Source organism: Streptomyces sp. SID3343, assembly GCF_009865215.1.
Lineage (GTDB): Bacteria > Actinomycetota > Actinomycetes > Streptomycetales > Streptomycetaceae > Embleya.
In genome coordinates this window covers 1-3,083 of the sequence record NZ_WWJX01000521.1, presented here as the reverse complement: position 1 = coordinate 3,083, position 3,083 = coordinate 1, and the positions used below count along the sequence as shown (strand labels likewise).

General features: G+C 73.1%; 2 protein-coding genes and 1 pseudogene. All 3 read right to left on the bottom strand.

Features of this window, described 5'->3' with window-relative positions:
• Window positions 1–1,390, bottom strand: a pseudogene (locus GT354_RS16405) (hypothetical protein); the annotation flags it as partial.
• A 73-nt stretch (window positions 1,391–1,463) separates the two neighbouring features.
• Window positions 1,464–2,303: a nucleic acid/nucleotide deaminase domain-containing protein gene (locus tag GT354_RS16400; RefSeq protein WP_161357051.1), complete on the bottom strand. Its 840-nt coding sequence runs from the start codon at window positions 2,301–2,303 to the stop codon at window positions 1,464–1,466.
• A gap of 363 nt (window positions 2,304–2,666) precedes the next feature.
• A partial coding sequence (locus GT354_RS16395) for a hypothetical protein (RefSeq protein WP_161357050.1) occupies window positions 2,667–3,083 on the bottom strand: 417 nt, incomplete at its 5' end.

Below are 3,083 nucleotides of genomic sequence, written 5' to 3'. Positions count from 1 at the left end.
CCGCGGCGTCGTCGTCGCGGCCGAGCAGGTGCGCCCGCAACAGCGCGGCCCGGACCGCGGGATCGGGCTCCGCGATCAGTGCCGGACTCGCGCCGCGAAAAGCCGTGCGCGGTAGGTCCTCCCACTGGCCGCCGGCCACCAGCGCGGAGATCACCGAGTGCGGTCGCGCGGCCGCCTGCACGACGGGATCGGCCACGAACGTCGCCGCGTCACCGATGTGGACGCTGTGGTCGAGGATCGCGGTGATGCGCTCCTCGTCCGTGCCGCCCGCGCCGCCCGCGCCGTCCGTGCCGTCCGTGCCCCCGTTGCCGACCTTGCCGACCTTGCCGCCCTTGTCGGCTGCCGAAGCCGGTCCGCCGTCCACCGCGCGGCGCAGCGCGGTGTGCGCCCGGATCGAGCGCCCCGCGTCGGCGGCCTGCGGGAACCGCGCCGCGACGAACGCGGCGAGCGGACCCGGAGCCAGATGCCACGTGCGCGGATCGTCGCCGACGGGCGGCAGATACAGCGCGGCTCGCGCCACCGCCGACGCCGCGCGCGGATCCTCGGCCCCGTCGAGCGCGCGATACGCCGTCTCCCACTGTTCGTACGTGAGCGGTGTCCCCAGGCCGCCCAACGTCGCGATCACCGGCTGCGCCGCCTCCGACACGCACGTCCACCACGCGTGCCTGACGTGGGACGCCTTGTCCGGCGCCGGCCACGACGCCGCATCCGCCGGCAGCCCGGCCACGCGCGAGCCGTCCACCCGCGCCGCGAGCCGGGCCAGGCCGGGGTGCGGATACACGGCGTCGGCCCCGAACGGGGAGGTGAACGGCGACGCGGCGACCAGGTCCGCGTACCAGCGCTCGAACCGGCCGGGGTCGGTCCACCTGACCTCGTCGAGATCGAGCACGGCCGGCTCGACCACCCGGGTGAAGACGGCCCGAAGTTCGGCATCGGCGCACTCCACCACCAGGCGCACGTGCGGGAGTTCGAGGAGCGGGTCCAGTAACTCGGCGACGATCCGGCGACCTTCGTCCGGACGGCCGCCGAACGCGGCGATGTCGGCGACGCCGATGACGATTCGGCGCGGCTCGGCGGCCAGGCCCGCGACCAGCTCGCGCGGGGTGCGGGCGGCGACGCCGAGGCGGTCGGCGAGGACCAGGACGACGCTGTGCACGGTGAGTTCGCGGACCGGGAGGAACACGTGGATCCGCCGTTCGGGCGGCGTGCTCTCGACCTCGGACGCGGCGTGCAGCCACGCCATCAGGTGCGACTTGCCGCTCCCCGGCGATCCCGTCACCACACACAGACGCGGCGCGTGCTCGTCGTCCAGCCAGCCGAGCAGCGCGCGGGCGGCCATGTGCCGACCGGCCGTCATGCTCGGCAGGCGGTGCCCCGTACTGGCCGCCACGTCGTTCGTCCCCCGTGTTCCGTGCCGTCGGTGGTGCGCTGCGGTGCGGTGCGGTCAAGGTCGCTTCGCTTCGCTAGCGGGCCCGCCCCTGCTCCGCGATGTGCAACATCAGCGCCTGTACACCCTCTTCCCGGGAGCGGCCGGTGACGCCGTAGCCGAAGCCGTGGGTGAACTCGGCGTCCGGGAACATCCGCGCCATCCACAGCGCGCAGTAGTGACCGGGCATCAGACACGGTTCGAGGTCGCAGTACACCCGCCGCACCTCGTCCGCCTCGATGCCCGCGGCCGAGAGCCGATACCACAGCAGTTCCTCGGGGTGCGGCAGTCCCGGACGGGTCGCCTCGGTCAGGATCTGCCGTTCGCCGTCGACGTCCGCGACCTCGAACGCAGCCGAGACGCCGACGTTGAGCGGCAGCCGGACATCGTCCAACACCCGCGGCCACCACGCCTCGCGGTCGACGAAGGCATCGGGGTCGATCGCGAGCAGCGCGTCGTGAAGGTCGCGAAACACCGGGAACCCGTCCGCGCGATCGTCGACGCCCGCGATCCGCGGCAGCGCCTGATCGAGCGTCAAAAGCCCGACCGCGAACGCCTCCACGCCGCGCGAGACGTGCATCGGCGGCAGATCGACGCCGAGAAAGACCGCCCGCACCGACCCGTCGACCGAGACGTACAACTCGGCCCCCTGATCGGTCCCGAGCCGAACCCGGTCGGCCAGCGCCGGGTTGGGCAGCACCTGTCCGACCGCCGCGGCGAATCCCCCGAGCGTGAGCGGATGTTCCCGGTCGGCGGCGATGAAGTACGCCCCGACCTGAACGGGCAGCGGCAGTCCGCCCACCTGCGGCGAATCGTAGGAACGCAGCCCGTCGGGCCCGAAACGGCCCCGCAGCGCGGCGGCAAGATCAGTCGTCATCGTGGGCCCAAGTATCCCCGCCGTGCTCGGCGACCACGGCCGTGAGATCGGGCAGACCTGCGGCGACGAGGGCATCGGCGGCGGGAGTGGACATGGGCGCTCACGTTTCTCGTCGGTAGGCGGCGGCTTGGCGTTCCCTTCGGTGACATGTGCGTAGACACGACAGAGCCGGAACCCGGTTGCGGGTTCCGGCTCCGAATGTCGCGGGTCAGGACTCGGTACGACCCAGGAACGCGTGCGTCCCCGGCCGGTACGGCTCGACCCGGCCGGTCCGTTGGTGCCTAGCCCCCATGGGTGAGCGCCTCGTGGATGCCCACGTGCTCCACGAGGTCCTCCGCACCTTCGCCGGCTGACCGGTCGCCCTCACATGGGCACGACAGGCTCCCCGGCCTCCACCAGGACCCGGGCGCCGAACCGCGCCGTGAGCGTTCGTCGGGCCGCGTCCACGTCGCCGGAGACCCCTACGGTCACCACCTCGCAGTCCGGTCGGATCGACGCCGACACGACCGAGAAGCGGGCCTCGGTCGTGTCCATGGCGGCCCGCCTGATCCGTTCCGCATCCGTGTGCGGGTATCGCGTATCCACGAAACGGACCGTCACGTCACCCGCCAACGCCCTTACCACGCGGTCGAATTCGGCGTCGCGTACGCGATAGACGGTGAATCCGTCCGCCTCCAGGGTCGCCCCGGAGTAGATCGCGGGCCCGATCACCGGTGCCTGCTCACGCACGCGCCCGGCCGCCGCCCGCACCGTCTCCGCGGCAGGCGCGGGCACGGCGCC